General features: G+C 70.8%; 20 protein-coding genes and 1 pseudogene. 10 read left to right on the top strand and 11 right to left on the bottom strand.

Going from position 1 to position 26,041, the window contains the following annotated elements; translation table 11 throughout:
* Positions 1-17: 17 nt before the first annotated feature.
* From ACIQTP_RS39305 to ACIQTP_RS39280, 6 genes are all read right to left on the bottom strand, one after another.
* Entirely contained in the window at positions 18-2,135 is a 2,118-nt protein-coding gene (locus tag ACIQTP_RS39305; RefSeq protein WP_403408984.1) for an ATP-binding cassette domain-containing protein, read from the bottom strand.
* Positions 2,132-4,357: an ATP-binding cassette domain-containing protein gene (locus tag ACIQTP_RS39300; protein WP_403408982.1), complete on the bottom strand. Its 2,226-nt coding sequence runs from the start codon at positions 4,355-4,357 to the stop codon at positions 2,132-2,134. Before ACIQTP_RS39300 ends, ACIQTP_RS39305 begins: the two co-directional genes overlap by 4 nt.
* Positions 4,354-5,616, bottom strand: coding sequence for a cytochrome P450 (locus tag ACIQTP_RS39295; protein WP_403408980.1), 1,263 nt, complete (start codon positions 5,614-5,616; stop codon positions 4,354-4,356). The genes ACIQTP_RS39300 and ACIQTP_RS39295 overlap by 4 nt, the downstream gene beginning before the upstream one ends.
* Positions 5,617-6,113: 497 nt before the next feature.
* On the bottom strand, positions 6,114-6,266 hold the full coding sequence (locus ACIQTP_RS39290; protein ID WP_403408978.1) for a thiocillin family RiPP: 153 nt from the start codon (positions 6,264-6,266) through the stop codon (positions 6,114-6,116).
* Positions 6,267-6,490: 224 nt separating this feature from the next.
* Complete coding sequence (locus ACIQTP_RS39285) at positions 6,491-7,762, bottom strand: IS701 family transposase (protein ID WP_403408976.1); 1,272 nt, start codon at positions 7,760-7,762, stop codon at positions 6,491-6,493.
* A 581-nt stretch (positions 7,763-8,343) separates the two neighbouring features.
* Entirely contained in the window at positions 8,344-9,807 is a 1,464-nt protein-coding gene (locus ACIQTP_RS39280) for an MFS transporter (protein WP_403408974.1), read from the bottom strand.
* A gap of 297 nt (positions 9,808-10,104) precedes the next feature.
* Between ACIQTP_RS39280 and ACIQTP_RS39275 the strand changes: the two genes are divergently transcribed.
* The 5 genes and pseudogenes from ACIQTP_RS39275 to ACIQTP_RS39255 all read left to right on the top strand — a co-directional run bounded on the left by ACIQTP_RS39275 (position 10,105) and on the right by ACIQTP_RS39255 (position 16,157).
* Positions 10,105-10,563 carry a MarR family winged helix-turn-helix transcriptional regulator gene (locus ACIQTP_RS39275; RefSeq protein WP_403408972.1) on the top strand — a complete coding sequence of 153 codons (459 nt, stop codon included), beginning with the start codon at positions 10,105-10,107 and terminating at the stop codon, positions 10,561-10,563.
* A gap of 152 nt (positions 10,564-10,715) precedes the next feature.
* Positions 10,716-10,868 (top strand): annotated as a pseudogene (locus ACIQTP_RS39270) (NPP1 family protein); the annotation flags it as partial.
* 134 nt (positions 10,869-11,002) lie between these two features.
* Positions 11,003-11,299: a hypothetical protein gene (locus ACIQTP_RS39265; protein ID WP_403408970.1), complete on the top strand. Its 297-nt coding sequence runs from the start codon at positions 11,003-11,005 to the stop codon at positions 11,297-11,299.
* Between the two features lie 316 nt (positions 11,300-11,615).
* Entirely contained in the window at positions 11,616-12,512 is an 897-nt protein-coding gene (locus ACIQTP_RS39260) for a glycosyltransferase family 2 protein (RefSeq protein WP_403408968.1), read from the top strand.
* 390 nt (positions 12,513-12,902) lie between these two features.
* The gene (locus tag ACIQTP_RS39255) at positions 12,903-16,157 is read left to right on the top strand and encodes a BTAD domain-containing putative transcriptional regulator (protein WP_403408966.1); all 3,255 of its coding nucleotides are present in this window, start codon (positions 12,903-12,905) and stop codon (positions 16,155-16,157) included.
* A gap of 53 nt (positions 16,158-16,210) precedes the next feature.
* On the opposite strand, the gene ACIQTP_RS39250 is transcribed toward ACIQTP_RS39255, so the two are convergent.
* Positions 16,211-17,902 carry a bifunctional 3'-5' exonuclease/DNA polymerase gene (locus ACIQTP_RS39250; RefSeq protein ID WP_403408964.1) on the bottom strand — a complete coding sequence of 564 codons (1,692 nt, stop codon included), beginning with the start codon at positions 17,900-17,902 and terminating at the stop codon, positions 16,211-16,213.
* 47 nt (positions 17,903-17,949) lie between these two features.
* A complete protein-coding gene (locus ACIQTP_RS39245) occupies positions 17,950-18,747 on the bottom strand; it encodes a Clp protease N-terminal domain-containing protein (RefSeq protein WP_403408962.1) in 798 nt (265 codons plus the stop codon).
* 127 nt (positions 18,748-18,874) lie between these two features.
* Here ACIQTP_RS39245 and ACIQTP_RS39240 point away from each other — a divergent pair, with 127 nt between their 5' ends.
* Positions 18,875-20,023, top strand: a complete 1,149-nt coding sequence (locus ACIQTP_RS39240) for a DUF2786 domain-containing protein (protein ID WP_403408960.1) — start codon at positions 18,875-18,877, stop codon at positions 20,021-20,023.
* A gap of 54 nt (positions 20,024-20,077) precedes the next feature.
* On the opposite strand, the gene ACIQTP_RS39235 is transcribed toward ACIQTP_RS39240, so the two are convergent.
* Positions 20,078-20,629 (bottom strand): DUF4232 domain-containing protein, encoded by a 552-nt coding sequence (locus ACIQTP_RS39235; protein WP_403408958.1) that lies wholly within the window; start codon positions 20,627-20,629, stop codon positions 20,078-20,080.
* Between the two features lie 250 nt (positions 20,630-20,879).
* Positions 20,880-21,350 carry a hypothetical protein gene (locus tag ACIQTP_RS39230; protein WP_403408956.1) on the bottom strand — a complete coding sequence of 157 codons (471 nt, stop codon included), beginning with the start codon at positions 21,348-21,350 and terminating at the stop codon, positions 20,880-20,882.
* Positions 21,351-21,558: 208 nt separating this feature from the next.
* On the opposite strand from ACIQTP_RS39230, the gene ACIQTP_RS39225 reads away from it, so the two are divergent.
* Both ACIQTP_RS39225 and ACIQTP_RS39220 read left to right on the top strand, forming a co-directional pair.
* Entirely contained in the window at positions 21,559-21,702 is a 144-nt protein-coding gene (locus ACIQTP_RS39225; RefSeq protein WP_403408954.1) for a hypothetical protein, read from the top strand.
* 507 nt (positions 21,703-22,209) lie between these two features.
* A complete protein-coding gene (locus ACIQTP_RS39220; protein ID WP_060896084.1) occupies positions 22,210-22,479 on the top strand; it encodes a DUF397 domain-containing protein in 270 nt (89 codons plus the stop codon).
* A 124-nt stretch (positions 22,480-22,603) separates the two neighbouring features.
* Here ACIQTP_RS39220 and ACIQTP_RS39215 read toward each other — a convergent pair whose 3' ends face one another.
* The gene (locus ACIQTP_RS39215; RefSeq protein WP_403408952.1) at positions 22,604-23,122 is read right to left on the bottom strand and encodes an ATP-binding protein; all 519 of its coding nucleotides are present in this window, start codon (positions 23,120-23,122) and stop codon (positions 22,604-22,606) included.
* A 337-nt stretch (positions 23,123-23,459) separates the two neighbouring features.
* Here ACIQTP_RS39215 and ACIQTP_RS39210 point away from each other — a divergent pair, with 337 nt between their 5' ends.
* Both ACIQTP_RS39210 and ACIQTP_RS39205 read left to right on the top strand, forming a co-directional pair.
* Positions 23,460-24,284 carry a helix-turn-helix domain-containing protein gene (locus ACIQTP_RS39210; protein WP_403409043.1) on the top strand — a complete coding sequence of 275 codons (825 nt, stop codon included), beginning with the start codon at positions 23,460-23,462 and terminating at the stop codon, positions 24,282-24,284.
* Between the two features lie 188 nt (positions 24,285-24,472).
* A complete protein-coding gene (locus ACIQTP_RS39205) occupies positions 24,473-25,933 on the top strand; it encodes an aldehyde dehydrogenase family protein (RefSeq protein WP_403408950.1) in 1,461 nt (486 codons plus the stop codon).
* The last annotated feature ends 108 nt before the right edge of the window (positions 25,934-26,041 follow it).

Below are 26,041 nucleotides of genomic sequence, written 5' to 3'. Positions count from 1 at the left end.
CGCTCTCATCACCCTCATCACCGCGTGGCCGCGAGCCGCGCCAGCGCTCCGCCACGGCAGGCCAGTTCGTCGTAGGTCCCGCACTCCACGACCCGTCCGCCGTCCAGCACCACGACCCGGTCGGCCTGGCGGATCGTGCTCAGGCGGTGGGCGACCACCACCCGGGTCACCCCCAGCCGGGCCACCCGGCGGCTCACCTCGTCCTGGGTGGCGTTGTCCAGTGCGCTGGTCGCCTCGTCGAGCAGGAGTATCCGCGGCCGTTTCGCCAGGGCCCGGGCGAGCAGCAGCCGCTGGAGCTGCCCGCCGGAGAAACCTGAGTCGCCGTCGGAGACCCGGGTCCGCAGGCCCATGGGCAGCCGTCTGATGTCCTCGGCGATCCCCGCCGCCTCGGCGGCCTCCCAGGCGTCCGCGTCCGACGCGGCCACGACGCCGCCGAGGATGACCGAACGCAGGTCGCCGCGGAGCACCTTCGAGTCCTGCGGGACGTACCCGAGCTGGGCGCGGACCGCCTCGCGGTCAAGCTCGGCAAGGGCCTGCCCGTCGTACCGCACCCGCCCGCTCTGGGGCGTGTCCAGGCCGAGCAGCAGCCTCAGCAACGAGGACTTGCCCGCGCCGGACGGACCGACGACCGCGACGAACTCCCCCGGGCGGATGCGCAGATCGACGCCTTCCAGCGTTGGTCTGCGCGCCCCGGCGTGGGAGAACGTCACGTCCTGCAGCTCGATCTCGCCGCGGAGCACCCCGGGCAGCCGGGTACCGGGGGCGGTCTCCGGCGCGGCGCGCAGGATCGTCCTGAGCCGGGCGTGCACCGGGCCGACCGCGAACACCGTTTGCAGCGCGTGGTGGAGACTGCCGACCGCCACCGCAAGCTGGGCGCCCGCGAAGCCGACAGCGATGAACCCGGCCAGTCCCTGACCGGTCCACCAGGCCACCGACAGCAGTACGGCGAGCAGCAACGGCTGGGACGCGGTCAGCAGCGCGCTCGACACCTCGGCGTACCGCAGTCCCGCCGTGTCGGCCTCCTTCTGCCGCGAGAAGACCCGCCACCAGCGGTCGAACACGGCGCGCTCGCACCCGTACAGATGGATCTCGTCGATGCCGGTCAGCGCCGGGTAGAGCAGCGCCTGGGCATCGTCGACGCTGTCGTGCACGTGTCGGTCGTGCGCCTGCTGGAACCATCCGAGCCAGCCGACCAGGACGGCCAGCAGAAGGGCGGAGCCCATCCCGGCGAGGCCGAGCCAGGGATCGAGGAAGAGCAGCAGGCCGAGCGCACAGGAGGTGAACACCGCGCCCAGCACGGCGTCGAGGGCGCCATCGCCCAGCAGCTGACGGAACCGGGTGACCCCGCCTGCGTGCCCGAGCAGCCGGGCGGTGGACTGACGGCGGAAGAACGGCAGGTCGAGACCGAGCAGCCGATCCCAGACAGCGGGTTCCATCGTCGCCTGGACGTGACTTTGGAAGTGCACCGCCGCTAGGTCGCGCACCCGTGTGCACAGCACCGAGCCGCCGACCGCAGCCGCCAGGAACAGGCAGGTCCACAGCAACGTGTCCCCCTGGTCCGACAGGGCCGCCCGCATCACCCGGACCGCTCCCAGCGGCACCCCGAAGCCCAGCACGGTGGCGAGCAGTCCCGCGCAGAGGGCGAGCGCGAGCGGGCCGAAGGCCCCCGCGGCGCAGAAGCGCACCAGGCTCCAGCCCTCCGGCGCCGCGTACGGCAGCCTTCGGTGGAAGCGCCAGCCGAAGGGGTCCAGGGCCGACAGCGTGGACGCCTCCAGCGGAACGGCACGGCCGGCCCCAGCGGGGACGGCTTGCCGGCGCCGACGACCGGGCAGCAGCACCACCGGCATGCCGTCATCGGCCCGTTCGGCCAGCAGCGGATGCCGGGGGCGGCGGGTCAGTTCGTCGCCCAGACGCACCCGGCGCGCCCGCAGTCCGCAGGCGGCGGCCGCGGCGGCGACCGCATCGGGGCCGGGCGGGGCGGCCTCCGGGGCCTCGGGCAGGGCGCCGAGCGCGGCAGCGATACGGTTCAGCGCGGTGCGGCGGGCCTGCCAGACCTGTGCAGAGCCCATCACCGTGGGGACGGCCGCCTGCCGCTCATGCGTTCTCGCGCCGCTCTCGCCGCTTACGCCGCTCACGCCGCCTCCCGCACGAGCCGCCGGTACGGGCCGTCGGCGTCGACGAGCTCGTCGTGGTGTCCCTGCTGGACGACACGTCCGCCGTCGACGACGAGGACCCGGTCGGCCGAGCGAACGGTGCTGAGCCGGTGCGCGACCACGATCGTGGTGACCCCACGCCGCCTCAGATTGGCGTCCACCGCTGCTTCCAGGGGCGATTCCATGGCACTGGTCGCCTCATCGAGCACCAGCACGGACGGATCGCGGGACAGGGCGCGCGCGAGAGCGAGCCGCTGCCGCTCTCCACCGCTGAAGTTGCTCCCGCCGTCGTTCACCCGCGCATGGTGAGCTCCTCCGCGCCGGTCGACCAGATCGTCCAGGCAGGCGTCGGCCAGGGCGGCCCGCACCCTCGCGTCGGAGATGGCGGACTGGTGCAGCGTGACGTTCTCGGCCACCGTGCCTTCGAGCAGCAGCGGACGCTGACTGACGTAGGCCAGCGAGCGCAGCAGCTCGGCGCGGGAGATCCGGGCCAGGGGGCGGCCGTCGAACCGGACCTCTCCCTGCCACGGGTCCAGCGCGCCGATGACCAGCCGTGCCAGCGTGGACTTGCCGCTGCCGGTGGCGCCGACGACGGCCACGCGTTCACCCGGTTGGATCCGTACGGTGACGTCGCTGATCAGTGGCGCACGGTGGGGGTCGTAGCCGAAGGTCACACCTCGCAGCTCCACCCCTCCCATGAGCTTGGGCGCCGTCGGGTCGTAGACCGCATCGCGCGTGTACCGCTCATCGGGCGCCGCCCGCAGTACGTCGTCGAGTTTCGCGAGGCTGCCGCCGAGCCTGGCCAGGTCGAGGCCGGACCGAGCGACCAGGCCGGTGGTGGCGTGGAACGCCCCCAACAGGGAGATGAAGCCCATGAAGTCGGCGACGCGCAGGTGCCCTTGACGCACCAGAAGGGCCCCGCAGACCAGTACGGCCAGGCCGGTCAGCGCATCCAGCCCGGTGCCGAACGCGGTGTAGCGCTGGGTCGACACGGCAAGCCGGTGCCGGATGTCCAGCTCGTGGGCGTGCGAGTCGGCCCAGTCGTCGAAGAAACGCGACGCGGTGCCTTCCGCCTTGAGCGTCTCGATCATCCCCAGGGCAGCCAGCACACCCCCGTCACGGTCGGCCTGCCCGACGGCCAGCCGTTTCTCCTCGGGGGCCGCCCGGCGTGCGGCCAGGCGGAAGACGAAGGCGCTCAGGCATGCCCCGGCAGCGGCCAGGACCGTCAGCACACCGGAGAACATGCTCATGACGGTCAGCAGCGGGACCATGCCCGCGGCGCCGGCCAGGACCGGGATCAGACGGGTCGTCAGCTCCATCGCCGTGGTGTCGGCGAGCTGCGCGCGAGCGGCCAGACTGCCCGCGAAGCGGCGGTGAAAGAACAGACCTGGCAGCGCCAGGAGAGACGTGAGGAACGCGCGGGACCGGTGGGCCGCCACCAGGGTGAGTATCCGGGTCAGGGCACGCTGCTGCAGCCACACCGCGAGCCCGGCGCCGAGGGCGACAGCCAGCAGCCCCGTCACCGTGCCGCTCGGATCGCCGTCGCCGGTACCCGCGATGCGCAGCATTCCGGCCCGTACGACCAACGCCCCGGCGAGTGTGAGTGCCGTGGCCAGAAGGCCGGCCACGATGGCGAAGGTCACCAGGGGAAGGTGAGGCCTGAGCCAGCCGCCCAGCATCCGGCCGGGCCCGCCGCGCCGTCCTCCGGTGCGGAACTCCTCGGACGTGGTGAAGGTCAGGACGATCCCGCTGAACGACCGTGCGAACTCCGCCGGGTCGAGGGTGCTCCGACCGCCGGCCGGGTCGTTGACGGCCACCTTTCCGCGACGCGTAACACCTTCCAGCACCACGAAGTGATTGCCGTTGACGAAGGCCACCGCCGGGAGCGGCAACTCCCGCAGCGGGCGGACGTCGACTCCGGCGTCGGTCTGCAACCTGACCCTGCGGCCGGCCCCCCGCAGCCCGTACTCGCCCGCCGCCCGGACGATCGCGGCCGCCGTGACCCCGTCCCGGCCCACCCCGCAGACCTCGCGCAACTCGTGCAGTGGGACATGCCGTCCATGGGCGGACAGGACGACGGCGAGGCACGCGGCACCGCAGTCGTACTCCTCCATCTGCGGCACCTGGGCGGTCCGTACGGCACCTGGCCGGCGCCCCCGCCCCGGGGACGCGCCGGGTGCCCGCCCGGCGGCGGTCACCGTCACAGCCGTACCTCATGGTGGTCGGGATTCTGGACGGCGTCCGCGCGGCCGGCCAGCCGTACCGGGAGTTCGGCCAGGCTGTTGAAGGCCAGATCGGCCCGCCAGCGCAGCGAGTCCCCGGCCAGGGACATGCCGGGCGCCAGCGCCGCGAGCTTCCGCAGCACACTCTCCCCCTCCAGCAGCGATACCGCCGCGCCGAGACAGAAGTACGGGCCGTGGCCGAAGGCGAGCTGGCCGATCGACCGGCGTTCCAGGTCGAAGCGTTCGGGATCCGGGAACTGAGCCGGATCCAGGTTGGCGGCGCCGTACATCAAGATCACGGTGTGACCCGCCCTGATCCGGTGCTCGCCCAGCTGGATGTCCTCCTCGACCAGGCGGGACCCCAGCGGGACCGGCGACAGCACTCGGATGCCTTCGGCGAAGGCGGTACCGGCCAACTCCGGCTCCTCGACCACCCGTTGCCAGGACTCCGGGTCCTGGAGCAGGCACAGGATGGCGTTCACCAGACCGCTGGTCATGGTCTCCAGCCCGGTCATGAAGAGCAGGATCACCATGGAGACGAGTTCGTCGTGGGTGAGCCTGCCCTCGTCGCCGCTCTGCCGGGCGAGCCGTGAGATCAGATCGTCGCCGGGGTCGGCGGAGCGCCGGGCCACCAGGTCCTCCACGTACCGCAGGGCTTCCTGCAGCTGCTCCTCGGCAGCCGGTGCGGGACCGGACTGCTCCATCCCCCCGGTCGCTCCGGCGAGCTGGGCGGTGAGCATCTGCGCCCAGTCCAGGATGCGCGGCCAATCCTGCTCCGGCAGGTCGAGCATCGCGGCGGTCGCCATCACCGGGAGCGGTACGCCGATCTCGGAGACGAACTCGCACACGCCGCGCTCGAGCGGGCCGGCCAGCAGACGGTCCACGATGCCGTCGATGCGCGGGCGCAGTTGCTGGACCGTCCTGGCGCCGAACTCGGCGGACACCAGGCGCCGCAGGCGCCGGTGGTCCGCGGGAGGCCGGACGGACATGGAACGCTTGAAGACCTCCCCGAACGCGGGGCTGGCGGCCCACATGGCCTCCGACTGCTCAGGCAGCTTGATCACACACCGGGGATCGCTCGCCAATGCGGTGACCAGGTCGAAGCGGGAGACGATCCAGACCGGTCCGAATCGCAGCACCGGCGCCTCGACGGGCAACCGCCGGTACAGCTCGCTGTTACCGGCACCTCGCGAGTGCGGGTCGGTCAAGTACTTCCAGGCCGCGTCTGCGAGCTCGGTCATGTCATTCATCCCCTGTCCACGGGTGGCAAGTTCCGCTGCCGGGCCGCAGACACATGCGTGCCGGCCATACGGCATCCGTCAGGCGCGGGGCGGGCGGCAACCGCCGCCCAGCCACCGAGATTCCGCGGGACGCCGGTATGGCGCGTCCCCCGGGTGGCGCGTCGCCGCGCGGGCCTACCGGCGGCAGGCGGTGCCGAGGCGGCCCGCGCCACCGACCTCGCCGAGATCCTCGACGGGGACGTCCTCGACGACGTCCCGAGCGTTCTCCCCGGTGAAGTTCTTCTCCATTGCACCCCCACATTCCGCATTTCCCGCACGGAAATTTCGCCTCTGCCCTGCGGAAGAGCCGAGGTCCAGCTGTCGTAATTATGTGTAACAAGGGCTTCCGTGCGATCCAAGCGAAGTGCGGAAGAAGAATGTCCCGCGACTACCGTCATGAATTCCCGGGGGCCGACGGCGAGGGTCGCCGGCCCCCGGTCACCCCGGTCACGGTCGGCTCAGTGCGAACCGACCGTGCTCGCCGTGCTCGGGCATCCGGCGCAGGCGATGGTTCCGACGCAGCTGAAACCCGCACCGCTGACCTCGGTCAGGTCCTCGATGGTGACCTCTTCGGCCTGCGCCCGGGTGTTCTCGTCGACAGTGTTCGTCATGATCCGTCCTCCTTGAAGGCGGCGACGGGTCCCTGGAGACCAGCATCCGGAGACCGTTGAATGGATATGAGACACCCGAATTGCCGACGGCACGGCTCATCCCGTCACAGCATTGGAGAAATCGCGCGAGGGCTTGGTGAACTGCCGTCGCTTTTCTGTCCGGTGTCTCCACGCCTGTCTATCAAGCACGCAAACGAACACCCAAACGAAGCGCGGAAGAAGAATTACCGCGCAGTACCGGCCTTGAGGGGCGGACCGACGGAACGGCTGCCGCCGGCCTCCGCCGGCGGACGCGGGCAGGCCCGGACCGGGCGTTCAGCGGCAGCGCCGGCCTGTCGCACCGGCCGCCGTCGTCCGGCGGTCCGGGTTCTGGCGACAACGAGACCGGCGTGCGCTGCCATGGCCAGAGTCATGTGGCGGTACCAGGCACGCCAGACGCGCCCCTCGTACCGGTCGAGTCCCGCCTCTTCGCGAGCGGACCGCAGATGGCGGCCGGCCTCTCCGGCACAGCGCAGCGCACGGGCCAGCCGGGACGGTTCGGTTCCCGCGGGGACGAAACAGATGTAGGGCTGATCCCCGCCGTTCTCCGCACCGGCCCGGCGCAGCAGCAACCAGCGCTCGAAGCCGGACGCCGTCGGTTCGTCCAGTGGAGTCATGGACCACGCGAGGGCCGTCTCTCCGTCGGCGGGTATGGGCGTGGCGTCCGGGGCCGAACCGCCGTCCGTGGCCGCCGCCGGTGCGGTCGACGCCGTGGAGGAACCGTGACCTTCGGGGTCGGCCGGGAGGTCCTCGGGAGCCACCGCCAGGACGTAGGGCATCCCACGGCGCTCAAGTTCCGCGCGCAGGGTGTGGCTGCCGCCGTACCGGAGCTGGGTCACCACCCACCCGGCCTGGACGCCCGCGTCCAGCGATCTCTCGACCATCGACCTGGCCAGCTCGTCCTTGGAACGGAAGGGCACATCCGTGGGGACCGCGGCACTGCGGCGGCGGTCGCGTGCGTCGCACCAGTTGCGGGGCAGGAACAGCTCGCGGTCGATGATCGCCGCGGCCCCGAGGCCGTCCGCGTACACCAGGAAGACACCCAGCTGACAGTTCTCGACGCGCCTCTCACCAGGGCAGTACTGCCTGTCCACGCCGACGGAGTGGTCACCTTTCTTGACGAATCCGTCCTCACTGATGATCAGGATGCCCTGCGGGCTCGCCAGACGTTCGGCGACGAAGTCCCTTACGTCGTCCCGGATCCCGTCCTCGTCCCACCTGGAGGTGGTGAGCAGGCGCCGCTTCCCGTCCGAACTCGCGTCCTTCGCCTGGACGATGGCTTTCCGCGTGTTCTGCTGCTCCGAGCTCGCAAGGAGCCCTTGAAGATAACCGAGTGCATGCTCCCGGGGTTCCGCCCGGGAGAATTTCCCCTCAATTCTTCTAAAAATCGGTCTCAGAAGGGTGGAGTAGTCGCTTTCCTTACCTACACGCGTCTGGCTGGAGCCGCGTATGTGCATGAAGAAGTTCCCCGTTTCTTGAACCGGGGGGACGTACCCGGCGGACCATGAAGGTCCTGCCGATCATCCAGCGAAGAGGAACAAGCCCCATATCGCGGGACGCATGAAGTGCCAGTACGAGAAGCCTTGGTCAAGTCCTTCTCGCGGTTCGCAGCACGGGATGGGCTCCGCGCCTTACGGGCGCCGGAACTTGAGCCGGGGGTGGTCCACCCCCACGCATACCGCTGTGCGGGAGAACGGTCCCGCACAGCCCCCAAAAATCCTGTCCCCGTTGCGAATCAACACGTCCCCCGTGCTCGGCGGAGCTCTTGTGAGCTCCCACTCGACGGCCTGCTGATCAGACCCGCAGTCGAGCGTACCCGCCGGTATTGATCAAGCCCAATCACCTTGAGCAAGATCTGAGGAAGCACTCCTCACCCGGCCCGCTGCGGCCCGTCGCCCGCGTCGAATTACTCTGGCCATAGGGAATTTGTATATTATTGAATCAACATGGGGCCGCGCACGACGGACCGGCTTGGCCAACGCCACGGTATCGCCGGGCGGCATCCCACCCGGCCGGAGACACGGGCCCGTGGGTGGGGTCAGGACTTTGCCTCGACCGCCTCGGGGGCCGTGTCCTGGGTGGGGTCGGCCTGCGGCCGGGCGGTCGTGGGGCGGACCGGGATGAGGAAGGCGACGATCGCGGCGGCGACGCCGACGCAGGAGCCGATCAGCATGGCGACACGGAAGCCGCTTTCGGACGGCAGGGAGACCGGGCCGAACTTCGTGGTCATCTGGGCCAGGACCACGGCCATCACGGCGGCCGAGACGGAGCTGCCGATCGAACGCATCAGTGTGTTGAAGCTGTTGGCCGAGGCGGTCTCCGACTGGGGCACCGCGCCCATGATGAGCGCGGGCATCGCACCGTAGGCGAAACCGACGCCCGTGTTGCAGACGATGGTCACCGCGAGCAGGCCCCAGGGGGAGCCGCTGCCGATGAGCGGCAGCGACAGACCGTAGCCGAGAGCGATGATCAGGGCGCCGACGGTCAGGGTGATGCGCGGGCCCTTGGCGGCGGAGAGCTTGGCGCCGATCGGGGACATGATCATCATCATGAGGCCGGCCGGGGCCATCCACAGACCCATGGCCAGCATCGACTCGCCGAGGCCGTAGCCGGTCTCCTTGGGCAGCTGCAACAGCTGGGGGATCACGAGGGACTGGGAGTACATCGCGAAGCCGACCAGGATCGAGGCGGCGTTCGTCATCAGCACCTGCGGACGGGCGGTCACGCGCAGGTCGACCAGCGGCTCGGCGCTGCGCAGCTCCCACCAGCCCCAGGCCAGCAGCAGGACGATCGCGGCGGCGAGCAGCCCGAGCGTGGTGCCGCTGCCCCAGCCCCAGTCCGCGCCCTTGGAGACGCCGAGAAGCAGGCAGACCAGGGCGATGCCCAGGCCGATCGCGCCGAGCAGGTCGAAGCTGCCCGAGGCGGTGCTCTCCCGGCCCGCGGGCACGAAGAACCAGATCAGCGTGGCGACCGCGAGGGTCAGCGCGGCGACGACCCAGAACAGCACGCGCCAGCTGGCGTTCTCGGCGATCGCCGCGGAGAACGGCAGACCGAGCGCGCCGCCCACACCCATGGACGCGCTCATCATCGCGATGGACGAGCCGAGCTTCTCCGCCGGTACGACGTCACGCAGCAGGCTGATGCCGAGGGGCACCACGCCCATGCCGAGGCCCTGCAGACCGCGTCCGGCGATCATCGGGACGACCGAGGAGGACAGGGCGCAGACCACGGAGCCCAGGATCAGTGGGACCAGGGAGGCGAGCAGCATGCGCCTCTTGCCGTACATGTCACCGAGGCGGCCGGCGACGGGGGTGATCACGGCCGCCGCGAGCAGCGTGGCGGTGATGACCCAGGAGGCGTTCGAGGCGGTGGTGTCGAAGAGGGCCGGGAGCTCCCCGATCAGCGGCACCACCAGTGTCTGGGTGATCGCGGCCACGATGCCGCCGAAGGCGAGGATGCCGACAACACCGCCGGAGCGGGCTGCGGGCTGGGAACTGTCCACGGGTACTCCCTGTTGCTCTTTCCGGGCTAGTCGCCGGGCTGCGCATCCGGGCCTGGGCTGCGTATCCGGGCCCGGGGTGCGTATCCGTGCCTGGGCTGTGCGTCCGTGCCTGTGCTGCGCATCCGGGTCTATGTCTCCGGATCACGGTGTGAGTCGCGGGCAAGGGCGCACGCGAGTTGCATGCTGCACGCGATATGCATCATGCATGTTAAGTGCATCATACATATCGCGGTGGTATACCTGGCGGGAGGTAGCTTTCCTGTAGGGAAGCGAGCCAGGAGCCGAAGGAAGCCTCGCGTGGACAAGCCACTTGACCTGCTGGAATTCGAGACCATGCTGCTCGGGCGCCACATGCACATGATCAATCCGCGGGGGCGCGGGGTGAGTGAGGAGCGGCTGGACCGCAGCGCGTACGTCCTGCTCAGCCGCATTCAGGTGCAAGGCCCGATGTCCATCGGTGAGCTCAGAGAGGCCTTCGGCCTGGACGCGTCCACCCTCAACCGGCAGACCGCCGCGATGCTGCGGGCCGGGGTCGTCGAGCGCATGCCCGACCCCGAGGGGGGCATCGCCCGCAAGTTCGCCATCACCGAGGAGGGCAAGCGCCGGCTGGACGCCCACCGTGCCGAGAACCTGGACGGTCTGGAGAAGATCATGACCGACTGGGATCCCGAGGACGTGGCCGAGTTCGCCGCCTATCTCAGCCGTTTCAACCGCGACATCGAGCGTCTCGACGGGCGTCCCTGGCCGCGCGGTTGAGCAGGTGAGGGGGAGGGCGGGGGACTCGGGCGGGCCGGTTGTCCGGCCCATCCCGGTGCGGGCCAGAACGGTGCGAGGGGAGCCGCGGCGGCGAGCCGTGGTGGATCATGCACCAGCCGTTGTCGCACTTCTCGCGCGCGTAGCCGTTGGTGTTGTCGAGCTGGAACGGCTACCCGGCGGGTCTGCGCGACAAGCTGAGCGCCTACGACTTCGGCAGCGCCAACCTCGGCCTCGAGGAGGCCAGCTTCGCCGCGCACCTCACGAAGGCCATGCCGGCGGGCATCTCGTTCGACCCCGACGCCTGACCGGTCGGGGATTCCTTCTTCGTTCCCGTCACACCTGCGCCTTCGGGCGCGTCAGGGAGATGGCGCCACCCACGTGGCCGGTAGTGGTGTGACAGGTGTGACAGGTGTGACAGGGACGAGAAGGAGATGACGACATGGCTGTTCTGATGGTGCGTGCCTCGGTGAGGCCCGAGTGCGTCGACGAGCTCGAGGCGGCGCTGCGGAAGATGTTCACCGCGATCGAGGCCGCGCGGCCCGGGGGTGTGCGCTACGCCTCGTACCGGCTCCCCGACGGAGTCACCTACCTCGCGGAACTGGAGATCGCGGACGGGACCGAGAATCCGCTTTCCGCGATCCAGGAGTTCCGTGAGTTCCAGGCGGGCCTGCGGGACTGGCTGGCAGCCCCGCCGTCCGCCGAGCGTTTCGAGGTGCGGGGAGCGTACGCCGCCTGAGGCCACGCGGGTGCGCGTGGACGCGACTTCGGACGCGCACCCGTGGCCGTGGCCCCCGCGCCGAGTAGGTTCCGAGCGGGTTCCGAGCGGGTTCGCCCCTGACCGCGCGGAAGGCAGGGGCGGAAAGGGGCCGGGTGTGAGTACGTCCCGTACTGGTCGCCAAGGCTCCCGCGGACTGACGTTCGTACGGCGCAAAGAGCTTCGTACGGCGGGAGTAAATGCGCAGAGCGCGGGGAAACGCGGCGTACCGGAGGGATACTCAGGGTGAACGGCTAGCATCGCGGGCAGAGTTGTCGGCCTGGGATGGAGTGGTGTCGTGTCGGAGGGGCCTCGGATCGCCGTTGCCGTCGTGACCATGGGGAACCGGCCCGACGAGGTCGACGCACTGCTCACCTCGGTGGCCAAGCAGGACGTCGCGCCCGCGCGGATCGTGATCGTGGGGAACGGGTGTCCACTGCCCGAGTTCGCCGAGCGGCTGGGACTGCCCGGTGAGGTGACCGGCATCGAGGTCGACGAGAACCTCGGCTGCCCGGGCGGGCGCAACGTGGGCCTCGCCCGGCTCAGGGAGTTCGCGGACGTGGACGTCGTCGTCGAACTGGACGACGACGGGCTGCTGGTCGACGCGGATGTGCTGCGCAAGGTGCGGGACCTGTACAGCGCCGATCCGCGCCTGGGTGTCGTCGGCTTCCGCATCGCCGACGAGAACGGGGAGACCCAGCGCCGGCATGTGCCCCGGGTCGGGGCCAAGGACCCGATGCGGGGCGGCCCGGTCACCGGCTTCCTCGGCGGCGGACACGCGCTGTCCATGCCGATGCTCGCCCGGATCGGGGACTGGCCCGCCGAGTTCTTCTTCGCGCACGAGGAGACGGACATGGCCTGGCGGGCCATCGACGACGGGTGGACCGTGCTCTACGAGCCCGAACTGCTGCTCCAGCACCCCAAGACCTCACCCGCCCGGCACGCCATCTACTACCGGGTCACCGCCCGCAACCGGGTCTGGCTCACCCGTCGCAGGCTGCCCCTCCCGCTCATCCCCGTGCACCTGGGAATCTGGATGCTGCTGACGCTCGTACGGACGCGGTCGCTCGGCGGGCTGCGGGCCTGGTTCGGCGGCTTCGCGGAAGGACTGCGGCAGTCGGGCGGCGAGCGGCGGCCGATGCGGTGGCGGACGGTGTGGCGGCTCACGCGGCTGGGACGGCCGCCCGTCATCTGACCGTTGCCGGGACGGGCCGCCCGTCATCTGAACGCGGGCGGGTCGTACCCCTCCGCCCGCGTGCGGGACGGCAGGAGGCGGACGAGGGCCCCGGTCGCTCACCTCCGACGACCGGGGCCCTCTCTGTCCCCGGATCCGGCCACGGCGGCGACACTCCCCCGAGTTACGCGTCGTACGCGCGCACCGTCGGGCCAGATCCGATGGAGTGATCCCATCAGCCCGCGCCAACGGATCGCTAACATGTCGCCAACGGGTTTCCATCCGGAAACCCGGAAACCGGAAGTCGGTCGGCGTGAAGTCGTCGCAAGAAGGCGCGAAGTCGCCATGGGTGTGGTCGGTACCGGTCTGAACCGGTCGGGTCGGTCGCACGGGAAGGCAGTGGGGCGGGCTATGCGGTACGGGCTGCGGTTCGGGCTGCTGGGGCCGCCGGTGTTGTACGACGCCGACGGCGAGGTCCGTTCGATCGGCGGCGGCAAGATGCGTGCCCTGCTGGTCGCGCTGCTCCTGGAGCCGGGCCGGGTCGTCTCGGTGGACGCGCTCAAGGACGCGCTGTGGGGCGGGGCGCCGCCCGCCTCCGCGCAGGCCTCTTTGCAGAACCACGTCACCCGGCTGCGGCGGCTGCTTGACGATCCGGAGCGGCTGCGGGCCATGCCGCCCGGGTATCTCCTGCGGGTCGCCGAGGGCGAGTTGGACGTGCGCGTCTTCGAGTCCCACGTCATGGCCGCGCGCGCCGCGCATGCCGGGCGCGACTGGGAGCGGGCGCTGCGCGAGGCCCTGGCGGCGCTCGCGCTGTGGCGCGGCACACCGCTCGGCGGGGTCCCGTCCGAACTCGGCGGACACGCGCTCGTCCAGCGCCTGGAGGAGGCACGGCTGCTCGTCCTGGAGTGGCGGTACGAGGCCGAGCTGCGGCTTGCGGGGCCGGAGGCCGGGGGCGCCGGTGTCGGTGGTGCGGGCGAGGGTCGCGGTGTCGGCGGTGCGGGCGAGGGTCCCGATGGTGTCGGGCGAGCCGAGGGCGCCGGGGTCGGCTGGGTCTTCGGGGACACCGGGGACACCGGGGACACCGGGGACACCGGGGGCATCGGGCACATCGGGGTCTCCGCCGACGTGAAAGCAACGGAAGCCACCGGTACCACCGGCGCTTCCAGTACCCCCGGCCCCGCCCGACTCGCCGCTCTCGCACCCGAGTTGTCCGCACTCGTCGCCGAGTACCCGCTGCGCGAGGCCTTCCACCGGCTGCTGATGCTCGTACTGCACCGCACCGGACGTCAGGCCGAGGCCCTGGCCGTCCACCGCGATCTACGGGCCCGCCTGGTCGAGGAACTCGGTGTCGAGCCCGGGCCCGCGGTGCGCGCGGCGCATCTGGAGATCCTGCGCGAGCGGGCGGGGGAGAGAGACGAGTCCGCACACGACCGGGACGGCAACGGGAACGGGGGCGGGGACGGGAACCGTGCGGAGCGGGCCGCTCCGGCGGAACCGGCCCCGCCCCGGCCCGCCCAACTCCCGCCTCCGCCCGGTCACTTCACCGGCCGCTTCGAAGTGCGCCGGGAACTGAACGTGGCCCTCGACGCGGCCCGGCACCCCGGGCCCGCCGCTCCGGCCGTCGTCGTCATCAGCGGGATGGCCGGAGTCGGCAAGAGCGCCCTGGCGCTGCATGTGGCACACGGGCTGCGGGAACGTTTCCCCGACGGCCAGCTGTACGTCAACCTGCACGGGGCCACGCCCGGAATGACCCCCCTCACCCCCGGTCAGGCGCTCGCCGCGCTGCTGCGCGACCTCGGTGCCGAGCCGCGCCGTATCCCCGAACACCCGGACGCGGCCGCCGCCTTGCTCCGCTCGATGCTGGCTCCGACGCGCACCCTGATGGTGCTCGACGACGCCGCGCACGCCGCGCAGGTACGGCCGCTGCTGCCCGCGGGCACGGGGTGCGCGGTGATCGTGACGAGCCGTTCGCCGCTCACCGCGCTGGACGGCGCGCGGCGCTTCCCGCTCGCGCCGCTCTCGGTCGAGGACAGCGCGGCGCTGCTGCGCGCGGTGTCCGGGCGGGTGGACGGCCTCGACGGCGCGCACCCCCTCGTCGAACTCACCGGCCGGCTCCCGCTCGCCCTGCGCGTGGTCGCGGCCCGTCTCGCCGCGCGCCGTGCGCTCACGCCGGACGTCCTCGCCGGTCAACTGACCGCCACCGAGGGGCGGTTGCATCATCTGGAGTACGACGACCTGAGCGTCCGCAGGTCCCTGGCCGTCGCGCTCGACGCGCTGCGTGCCTCGGATCGGGAGGCCGACCAGGACGCGGCGGTCGTGCTGCGCGGCATCGGCGCGCTCCATCTCCCCGTGTACGGGGCGCCCCTGCTCGCCCGGCTCTGCGGCATCGCCGAGTTCCGTGCCGAGGCCGCCCTCGACCGCCTCGTCGACGTCGCGCTCCTGGAGGAGACGGCGTACGGCCGCTACGCACCCCACGACCTCGTCCGCGACTTCGCCCGGGAGATCGCGGGCGCGACGGACGGGGCACCCGGCGACGGGGGCGCGGACATCTGCGTGTCCGAGCGGGCGTTGCGCTGGTACGCCGGTGTCGCCGCCCGCTCCCTCGAAGCGATCGTCGAGCCGGGCCTCGACCGCGAGGACCGCAGCCGTCCGACCGCCGCGCAGCCGGCCGCGCACACGGTGGACGCCGCCGCCACGCCGCCGTTCTGCACCGCCAGGGACGCCTTCGCCTGGGGCGACCTGGAACTGGAGAACGTGGTGGCGCTGGTGGAGCGCTACGCGGACACGTCCGCGTACGTTCCCGTGCTGGTGCGGCTGCTCAACCCCTACCTCCAGCGCAGCGGCCGGGTCCCGGAGTCGGAGGTGCTCCTGCGGGCGGCGCTGGGCGCGGCGCGGCGGCTCGGGGACGAGGCCGCGCAGGCGTACGCGCTCGGGGACCTCGCGGGGCTGCACTTCATGACGGGCCGCGCGGGCGAGGCGCTCACGCTGAACGACGAGGCGCTGGCGATCTGGCGGCGGCTCGGGGTGCTGTCGTGGATCCGGCGCGGGCTGAACAACCGCGGCATGCTCCTCGAGGGGCTGGGCCGCCACGCCGAGTCCAGCGAGGCGCTGCTGCAGAGCCTCGAACTCTCCCGGGAACTGGGCGACCCGCACACCGAGGCCATCACCTACAGCCACCTCGGCAATCTGTACGAGCACACGGACGCCCGGGCCGCCATCGACCACCACCAGCACAGCCTGGCGATCGGCGACGCGATGGACGACGTGATCATCCGGCACTCCGCGCACTGCAACATCGGCTACGCCCACCTGACGCTCGGCGAACCGGCCGCCGCCGTACCGCACTTCGAGGAGAGTCTGCGCATCCTCGGCGGTCACGGCGACTGGCACGGGGAGTCGCAGACGCGGCTCGGGCTGGTGCGCGCGCTGCGCGGGGTGGGGCATGTCGAACGGGCCGCGCGCGAGTGCGATCTGCTGCTGTGCCGCGCCGACCAGCGCGCCGACCGGTACACCGGCGGGCTCGCCCGGCATCAGCTGGGGCTGCTGCTGCACGCGCGGGGGGATGCCGCAGGGGCGTACGAGCTGTGGAAGTCGGCGCTCGCGGCGCTGGACGGGACGGACACCTCGGTGGTGGGGGAGCTGAAGGAGCTCCTGGGGGAGGAGTAGAGCACCGGGAGGAGGAGTACGTCAGCCGGCGGAGGAGCAGGTCACCGTCCGGGTCATTTCGCGTCCGCGTAGCACTCCACCACCGCCGTCGTGAACGGGAAGCGGACCGGGGTCTCGCCGAACGTCAGCCGTCCCGCCAGCTCCGCGGCCTCCCGGATCGAGGCCACGACCGCGTCCGCCTCCTCGGCCGGACAGTGCACGATCACCTCGTCGTGCTGGAAGAAGACCAGCTCGGCGGCGAGGTCCGCGCAGGTGCGCCGGAGGGCGGCGAGCAGCAGCAGCGCCCAGTCGGCGGCGCTGCCCTGGACGACGAAGTTGCGTGCGAAGCGGCCGCGGGCGCGGGAGTTGGAGGAGGCGTAGCCCGGCACCCAGCCCTGGTCGCCGAGGGCCTCGCCGGGTTCGTCCTGGGGGAGGCCCGCTTCCTCCGACGCGGTGTCGGACGCGCCGGCCGCCGGGGGGCTCGTCCGCCCCAGCCATGTCCGTACGAGCCGGCCCTCCTCGCCGGCCCGCGCCGCGTCGTCCACGTAGGCGACGGCCCGGGGGAAGCGTCTTCTCAGGGCGGCCAGGTTCTTCAGGCCGTCGCCGGACGTCTGCCCGTACACCGCGCCGAGCACGGCGAGTTTGGCCTGTGCCCGGTCGCCGGCGAACGCCCGGTCCGACACCGACTGGTACAGGTCGCTCTCCCGGCCCGCGACCTCCATCAGGCCGGGGTCGCGCGAGATCGCGGCCAGCACCCGCGGCTCCATCTGGTCGGCGTCGGCCACCACGAGCCGCCAGCCCGGGTCGGCGACGACGGCACGCCGGATCACCTTGGGGATCTGCAGGGCGCCCCCGCCGTTGGTCACCCAGCGGCCGGTGACGGTCCCGCCGGGCAGGTACTCGGGCCGGAAGCGTCCGTCGCGCACCCAGTCCTGGAGCCAGGACCAGCCGTGCGCCACCCAGATCCGGTACAGCTTCTTGTATTCGAGCAGCGGCTTCACGGCAGGATGCTCGATGGTCTCGATCTCCCATCGCCGGGTGGACTTGATCTTGACCCCGGCCTGCGCGAAGGCCTTGACGACGTCGGCGGGCAGGTCGGGGCGGACGCGTCTGCCGAAGGCGGCCGACACCTCGTCCGTGAGCTCGGCGAGGCGTCTGGGCTCGCCGCCGCCCGCGTACCGCTCGCCGAGCAGTTCGTGCAGCACCTCGCGGTGGACGTCCGCGCGCCACGGCAGCCCGGTGCCGTTCATCTCGGCCGCCACCAGCATGCCCGCGGACTCGGCCGTCGTCAGCAGGTGCATGCGCTCCGGGTGCGCGGTCGTGTCGTGCCGGCGGCGCTGATCGGCGTACACCGCCAGGAGGTCTTCCAGGGGTACGTGGACCGGGCGCGGTTCGAAGAGGGACGACTGCGAGCCGGGCTCGGCGGAGCGCTGCGGGGGATCCGGCGGTACGGGGCCGCCGCGCAGCCTTGCCAGCGCGGCGGCCGCCGACCGGGGTTCGCCGAGCCGGCCCTCGTGGCCGAGCAGCAGTGTCTCGGCGGCCTCGATGTCGTAACACCGCTGCACTCGCACCCCCGCGGCGAGCAGACGCGGATAGACCTCGGCCGTGGACCGCCAGACCCACCGGACCACGTCGGGTCGCCCCCGCACGGCCTCGACCAGGTCCGCCTCCCTGCGCACCGGCCCCGCGGGCAGCCCGTCGGAGCCGAGGGGGGCGACCTCCGCACCACCGTCCTCGGCCGGCCCGAGAGCCCACCGGTCGCTCATGGTTCCGAGTCTCGCAGGGGGGTCTGACAACGGCCGGTGACGCGACCCTACTGATCCTTTCGCGGGTCCTCCTGCCGGTCCTCCTGCCGGTCCTCCTGCCGGTCCTCCTGCTGGTCCTTCTGCTGTCCCCCCACCGCGACGATCTCCAGCGCGCGCGCGAGGTAGGCCTCCGCCGCCGTCTTGTCGATACCGAGGCCACTGAGGACGCCGTTGCCGTTCTCGTACTCCAGGAGGGCCAGGAGGATGTGTTCGGTGCCGATGTAGTTGTGGCCGAGGCGGAGGGCCTCGCGGAAGGTGAGTTCCAGGGCCTTCTTGGCGGCGGGGCCGTACGGGATGAGCTCCGGGACCTCGTCGGCCGCCGGCGGGAGCGCCGCGGTCGCGGCCTCGCGGACGGCGTCCAGGGTCACGCCCTGTGCGGTGATCGCCTTCGCGGCGAGCCCCTCGGGCTCGGAGAGGAGGCCGAGGACGAGGTGCTCGGTGAGTCCCTCCGCGTTGCCCGCGGCCTTCGCCTCGTTGTGCGCGGCCATGACCGCGTTCCGGGCACGGGGCGTGTAGCGGCCGAAGCCCTGGCTGGGGTCGAGGTCCGACTCGGCCTTGGGGACGAACCGCTTCTGCGCCGCCTGCCGGGTGACTCCCATGCTCTTGCCGATGTCCGTCCAGGACGCGCCCGAACGCCGGGCCTGGTCCACGAAGTGGCCGATCAGATGGTCGGCCACGTCGCCGAGGTGGTCCGCCGCGAGCACCGCGTCCTGGAGCTGGTCGAGTGCGTCGGTGTGGACCTTCTTGATGGCCTCGATGAGGTCGTCGAGACGTACGGATGCCTTGACAGGTGGGTTCGAAGTCATGTGTCAACCGTAAGTTGACAGTCGACGGGCGTCAACCCGAAGTTGACACCCGTCGAGCCTCCCGTCCGCGGTTCCCTGTCCACAGGGTGTGGACGGTCCGGTTCGGCGGGCGTGACACGATCGACGCATGAGCAGTACGCCCAGCACCGTGGAGCGCGCCTTCGAGGCCGCGCTCTACGCCGACAGCGACGCGGCCCTCGACACGGGCGCCTCGCTGCTCGCCGCCGACCCCGCCTGTGACGCCGAACTCGCCCGCCGCGGCGAGGAGTTCGTCGCCGCGGCCTGGCGTCGCGGCTGGCAGCCCGCCGACGTCGTACGGATCGTGCGGCGCGAACTGGACGACGTACACCTGCAGCTGGTGTCGGAGCTGGTGCGCGCCGAGGCCGGCCGGGACCGGCGGCCCCGGGGCCCACGCTGGGCGGCGCAGCTCGAAGAGCTGGACGCCCTCGCCCCGCGCACCGACCGCTTCTCGCTCGCCACCGCCGCGCTGGAGCTGTACCGGCTGCTGCTCCGCCTCCCCACCCTCGAGCCCCTCGACGCGCAGGGGTCGCACGGCACGGCGCGGCACCAGGCCGCCCCGCAGGACTCCCGCATGCTCACCCGTATCCGCGCGCTGCTCGCCAAGGCCGAGGCGACCGGATTCCCGGAGGAGGCGGAGGCGCTGAGCGCCAAGGCCCAGGAGCTGATGGCCCGGCACAGCATCGACGAGGCGCTGCTCGCGGCCCGTACGCACGCCAAGGACGCGCCCGGCGCCTGCCGCATCGGTGTCGAGCCGCCGTACGAGACGGCCAAGGCGGTGCTGCTGGACGCGGTGGCCGACACGAACCGCTGTCGTGCCGTGTGGAACGAGTCGCTCGGCTTCTCGACCGTCGTCGGCTTCGAACCCGACCTGGAGGCCGTCGAACTCCTCTACACCTCGCTGCTCGTGCAGGCCACGGCCGCGATGACGAAGGCGGAGGCGGCCCAGCGGGCCGGGGGAAGGAAGCGTACGAAGAGCTTCCGGCAGTCGTTCCTGGCCGCGTACGCGCACCGGATCGGCGACCGGCTGGCGACCGCCGCCGATGGGGCCGAGGGGGAGGTCGCCTCGGCGGCCCCGGTGGGGGAGCTGCTGCCCGTCCTGGCGGCCCGTGACGTGGCGGTCAACGACCACATGGAGCGGATGTTCCCGGACACCGTCACCACCCGGCTGCGCGGGGTCAACGACGCGGCCGGGTGGCAGGAAGGGGCCGCGGCGGCGGACCGCGCCCAGGTCAGGGCACGTCCGCCGCTTCACTGACGTCCGGCATTCCGTCGGATTGCCGAGTGCCTCCCGGCTTCCGTCGGGAGCCGCTCAGTCGCCCGCGGGCTGGAACGAGCTCACGGAGGCGTTCGGGTCGGTCGGACCGGTCTTGCCCGCGAGGGGGCCGTACGACCACTTGAAGCTCTGGGTGGTGGCGGCGCCGGGCAGGCCGATCTTCAGCGTGGTCGCGGCGAGGCTCTTCCCGTCGCCCGCCGTGCCCCGTACGTAGGTGATCGTGAAGGAGGCGGTGCCGCTCGGCGCCAGCGCCTGCTTCGGTGGAGTCACGGACTTCTCGTCGGGTACGTCCGTACTCGTGCCCCCGTCCTGCACCTTGACGGCGGGGAAGCCCTGGAGGGTGCACTGGGCGCCCTTGTTGGTGAGCGTGACGGGCACGTTGCCGGTGTCGCCGGCGGCCGGGGCGGCGTTGGCGGGGCCGACCTGGATGCCGATCTGGTCGATCTTGCAGGCCGTGGAGGCGGCGGCGGAGGAGGCGGTCGAGGCCTTCTTGCCGTCGTCACTGTTGTTGCTGCTGCCGCCGCTGTCGCAGGCGGTCAGGGTGAGTGCCGCCGCGGCGGCGACGACGGCGATCGGAAGGGCGCGCATGGGTTTCCCCCTGGGTTCGTGAAGGTGCTCATGGATCATCACGCAGACCGGTGGGGACGTGTTGCGCGGCCCCCCTGTCGCGCACCACTCCCGTGCCCCATATATCCCGGATGTGACCCGAAAGCCGCCCTACGTCGATGGAATGAGCGACGGACACGCGAACGGGCCGCGGAGTCCCAGGGGGCTCAGCGGCCCGCTGCCAAGAGCAGGGCGGGGCAGGTCGGAGCAGGTCAGGGAGGGGTCCGGCCGGTCAGGAGCCCAGGCTCGCCGTCGGCAGTCCCGACGGGAGCTGACCGCCCTCGGCCTTCGTGTACGACTCTTTGCCGAGGTTCCCCGACCAGGTGACCTTCAGTGTCGTGCTGTTCACGGAGTCGACCATGCCCGTCGTGCGGTCCTTGTTCCCGTCCGTGCACTTGAGGTGGATCATCCGCATGCCCGCCTCTTCACCGGCGGTTCCGGTGCACACGGTGCCGCCCGTCGTGAAGAGCCCGGCCTGCTTGCCGGTGATCACCAGCGCCACGGCCTTGCCGCCGGTCGTGGCCGCCCAGCTGCCCTCCAGCTTGCTGGTGGCGGTCGACGGAGAGGCCGAGTCGCCACCCGTGCCGGCCGTCCCCGAGGCGGACGCGCCGGGACTCGCGGACCCGTCCCCGGAGCCGGACCCCGAGCCACTGCTGCACCCGGTCAGCGCGAGCGTGCCCGCCAGACCCGCGGCCAAGGCCATGGCCGCGCCCCGGGTCCGCCGACGCGGAAGGATCGCCGAAGTCGCCGATGTCACTGAAGCCCCCAAGGGTGATGGTGTCGCTGGGGTCGCCGGAACGACCGCAGCAAGCTATCAGCCGGACTCACGAACACCCTGGGCGAGACATCGGGAGAACTTACGAATCTTCTGAGGGCGTTGTCGGGTCATGGTTCCGGGCGGGCGCCGGGTCATGGTTGCGAGGGGGCGCGGGGTCATCGTTGAACGTTTCCGGCACGACCGCCTCAAGGGCCCCGGTGAACTCCTCGACCACATGGACACCGAGGCCGAAACCGGGGCCGAGGCCGAGACCGAACTCGGCGGTGGCAAGTCATGAACCCCGTCCCGGACAGAGACCTGCCCCCCGTTCCGGCGGACGAACCGCCTGTCCGACACCGTCGACGTGCGGATTCTCGCGTACGAGCCGGAACGGATGCCGCGCGTCCGGTGGGCCGACGCTGATCCTGCGACCCTTTGGATTGGGCCATTACGTGAACGTTGAAACTCGAAGGGCCCGGTACGCGTCTCTTCTTATTGCATGAGGGATTCGACCCGGACGACCCTGCACGGATGACGGCGCGGAAGATCATGCACGGGGGCTGGAGATCGCATGTCATGCGTTCTCCGGGGCAGACGCTGGACCAGATGCAGCCCGGCAAGTACCAGACAGTAGTCGGGCGGTCAACACTCGGTAGTCAAATGGCGGTAAAAGCTGTAACCGTGGGACCACCCCCCGTGCACGTGCATCTGCCCATGCATCTGCACATGAACAGAGCTATGATCCGGGACAGTTGGCCACTGCATCAATGGCCACATCGGCCACTGCACGACCGGGGAGCGACTTGTGGACCACGACGTGTACGACGTGGATGACCTGGATGACGTGTACAACGGCATGGCTGCGACCGAGCTGACCGGGGTGGCCTGGCAGAAGAGCAGGCACAGCAACTCGCAGGGCTCCTGCGTGGAGTTCGCGAGGCTGCCCGGAGGTGACGTGGCGGTGCGGAACTCGCGGTTCCCGGAAGGGCCCGCGCTCGTCTACACCCGCGCCGAGATCGAAGCCATGCTCCTGGGCATCAAGGACGGGGAGTTCGACCACCTGATCGCCGGCTGACTTGAGTCGGCGCCGCACACGTGGAAGCGCGTGCGGGCGGGGCAACCGGCATAACTGACGGCAACAGCCTTCTCGCGGCGCGTAACGCGCGTAGAACCGCGGCGCCAAAAAGCGCCGCGGTTCTCTATTCGGTCGAAACCCCGCCGACGGCCGGCTGCGGAAGCCGGAACAGCGCCCACACGACCTTGCCGCTGAGCGTGCCCGCGAGCGGGTGCCAACCCCAGCTGTCGGCGAACGAGTCGACCAGGAACAGGCCCCGGCCCGACTCCGCCGAGAAGTCCTCCGAGTCGCCCGCGACCGGACTGTCGTGACTGGGGTCGCGCACCGCGCACACCAGACGTGAGGTCCACCGCATCAAGTGCAGCCGCACGGGCGGGCCTTGGTCGTCCGGACGGGGCGTGTCCGAGGGGAGGGCGTGCCGCAGCGCGTTGGTCACGAGCTCGGAGACCACCAGGCAGACGTCGTCGAAGCGCTCGCCGATGTCCCACTGGTCCAGCGTTCTGCGGGTGAACTGCCGGGCTTCGCGCACGGCTTCGTAGCGCGCCGGCAGGGCGCAGGAAGCGGCGCTGGACACGGCCGCGGGGTCGAGCGGCGGAAGTCCCTGCCGTAAGGGCTCGAGCATGGTCGATCCATTCGTCCCCATGCGAGGCACTCCCGGGTGTTCGCGGTCGTTGCGATGCAGCGGTGGCGCGAGGACCATGGTTCCGAATGCGTACAGCAGATGCAAGGGCAGATGCACGTGCACGCGCCCGAATTGGACCTTCCTCTACCCTTTCTTGGTCATTTCTTCTGTCACCTTCTTCCCGCTTGTTGACCCTCTACTGATCTTTTCCTGTGTGGCCCCTTTGGAGTCTTTCCGTTTCTGTAACTGAACGAGTACTGCTTGAAGTGTTTTAGTGGCAGACTTCGGCCCTTGAAGACGGTTGGGGAGGCGGACGAACGTGAGCGCTGGTGAGTCGAGCGGCTCGGTGGTGCGGCGCATGCTGCTCGGGTCACATCTGCGGCGCCTGCGGGAGTCGCGCGGAATCACCCGGGAAGCGGCCGGTTACTCGATCCGTGCCTCCGAATCGAAGATCAGCCGCATGGAGTTGGGACGGGTGAGCTTCAAGACGCGCGACGTCGAGGACCTGCTGACGCTGTACGGCATCGCGGACGAGGCCGAGCGGACGTCGCTCGTCTCCCTCGCCAAGGAGGCCAACGTCGCCGGCTGGTGGCACAGTTACTCGGACGTCCTGCCCAGCTGGTTTCCGACCTACGTCGGCCTGGAGGGCGCGGCCCATCTGATCCGGTCGTACGAAGTCCAGTTCGTGCACGGCCTGTTGCAGACGGAGGCCTATGCCCACGCGGTCGTCGCGCGCGGCATGCGGGGCGCCTCCCCCGCCGACATCGAGCGGCGCGTCGCGCTGCGCCTGGAGCGGCAGAAGTACCTCGTCTCCGAGAAGGCCCCGGAGTTCCATATCGTCCTCGACGAGGCCGCGCTGCGCCGCCCGTACGGCGACCGCGAGGTGATGCGGGGGCAGCTCCAGCATCTGATCGAGGTGTCGGAGCGTCCCAACGTACGACTTCAGGTCATGCCGTTCAGCTTCGGCGGCCACTCGGGCGAGAGCGGTTCCTTCACCATTCTGAGCTTCCCCGAGTCCGACCTGTCGGACGTCGTCTATCTGGAGCAGCTCACCAGCGCGCTGTACCTGGACAAACGCGAGGACGTCACCCAGTACGAGGGCGCGCTCAAGCAGTTGCAGCAGGACAGCCCCGGGCCCTCCGAGAGCCGCGATCTGCTGCGGGGACTGCTCCAGCTCTCCTGATCCTCCCCTCACCGCCTCCGGCGAGTCCTCACAGTCCGTTCGCCTGTGAGTCTTCATGGACTCTTCGGAGGCGCTCTCCAACTCCCTTTGGACGCAAGTACGATGACGTCTGATCAGACGTTGATCGGATGTGTCTGCTGACTCAGACTCGGATGTCTGCCTCGGCAGCAAGGGGATTGAGGGAGCACATGTCGTCCTACTTCACCGACTTGGCCCAGCAGTACATCGACGGCGAGTGGCGCCAGGGCACCGGCTCCTGGGACATCATCGATTTCAACCCGTACAACGGCGAGAAGCTGGCGTCGATCACCATAGCCACGGTCGACGAGGTCGACGAGGCCTACCTCGCCGCCCGGCGCGCCCAGAAGGAATGGGCCGCGACCAACCCGTACGCGCGTCGCGCCGTCTTCGAGAAGGCCCTGCGCATCATCGAGGAGCGCGAGGCCGAGATCACCGAGGTGATCATCGCCGAGCTCGGCGGCACCCACCTCAAGGCGGGCTTCGAGCTCCACCTCGCCAAGGAGTTCCTGCGCGAGTCGATCCAGCTGGCGCTGCGCCCCGAGGGCAAGATCCTCCCCTCGCCGATCGACGGCAAGGAGAACCGCCTCTACCGCGTCCCGGTCGGTGTCGTGGGCGTGATCAGCCCCTTCAACTTCCCCTTCCTGCTCTCCCTGAAGTCCGTCGCGCCGGCCCTGGCACTCGGCAACGGCGTGGTCCTCAAGCCGCACCAGAACACCCCGATCGTCGGCGGCTCCCTGGTGGCGAAGATCTTCGAGGACGCGGGCCTGCCCGGCGGTCTGCTCAACGTCGTCATCACCGACATCGCCGAGATCGGCGACGCCTTCATCGAGCACCCCGTTCCGAAGGTCATCTCCTTCACCGGCTCCGACAAGGTCGGCCGCCACGTCGCCACCGTCTGCGCCTCGCACTTCAAGAGCGCGGTGCTGGAGCTCGGCGGCAACAGCGCCCTGGTGGTCCTCGACGACGCGGACATCGACTACGCCGTCGACGCGGCGGTCTTCAGCCGGTACGTCCATCAGGGCCAGGTCTGCATGGCCGCCAACCGCGTTCTCGTGGACCGCTCGATCGCGGACGAGTTCACCGAGAAGTTCGTCGCCAAGGTCAGGACGCTGAAGGTCGGCGACCCGAGCGACCCCCAGACGATCATCGGCCCGGTCATCAACTCCTCCCAGGCGGACTCGCTCACCGGCGCGGTCGACCAGGCGATCGCCGAGGGCGCCACGGCCCTGGTGCGCGGCGCCACCACCGGCAACCTCGTCGAGCCGACCGTCCTGACGGACCTGCCCGCCGACTCTGCCATCCTCCGGCAGGAGATCTTCGGCCCGGTCGCACTCCTCGTCACCTTCGACGGCGAGGAGGAGGCCGTACGCATCGTCAACGACACCCCGTACGGGCTCAGCGGCGCCGTGCACACCGCCGACGTCGAGCGCGGTGTCGCCTTCGCCAAGCAGATCGACACCGGCATGTTCCACGTCAACGACGGCACCGTCCACGACGAGCCGCTGGTCCCCTTCGGCGGCGAGAAGCACTCCGGCATCGGCCGCCTGAACGGCGAGACGACCGTCGACGCCTTCACCACCCAGAAGTGGATCTCGGTCCAGCACGGCCGGAGCTTCTTCCCGTTCTGAGCGCCCGATTCCGGCGTAGCGGACATGCATCCAGGAGCACACCAGGTGCATGTCTGCTACGTATCCCCTCGCCGAGGCGAGGGGATACGCTCGGCGACCTCGCCCGCC

This window comes from Streptomyces sp. NPDC090798 (assembly GCF_044768965.1).
Classification (GTDB): Bacteria; Actinomycetota; Actinomycetes; order Streptomycetales; family Streptomycetaceae; genus Streptomyces.
This window is presented reverse-complemented; position numbering and strand designations above follow the sequence as displayed.